Here is a 249-nt window from a genome sequence, read left to right on the forward strand (position 1 = left end):
CGATGGTGCCATCGTTGTCGCTGTCTTCGGTGATGACCACGGTCGGGGCCGCGGTGGCAGTGGTGTCGCCCATCACCGCGCTGTCGCTGCCCGGCTGGGATTCGTTGCCCGCCGCATCCATGATAGTGGCGGTCACGGTCAGCGCCGCGCCATCGGCTGGACGGTCAAACTCGTAGCCCACCTTGCCGGCGCTGATGTCGGCCTCGCTCAACAGGCGGTCGGCCTGGCCGCTCACCTTGAGGGTGTCAC

The 249-nt window shown here is 67.9% G+C and carries 1 protein-coding gene; it reads right to left on the minus strand.

Annotated features, from left to right (window positions below):
- A partial coding sequence (locus tag ACW5W4_RS18980; RefSeq protein ID WP_456690424.1) for a hypothetical protein occupies window positions 1–249 on the minus strand: 249 nt, incomplete at both ends.

This window comes from Aeromonas crassostreae (genome assembly GCF_054052445.1).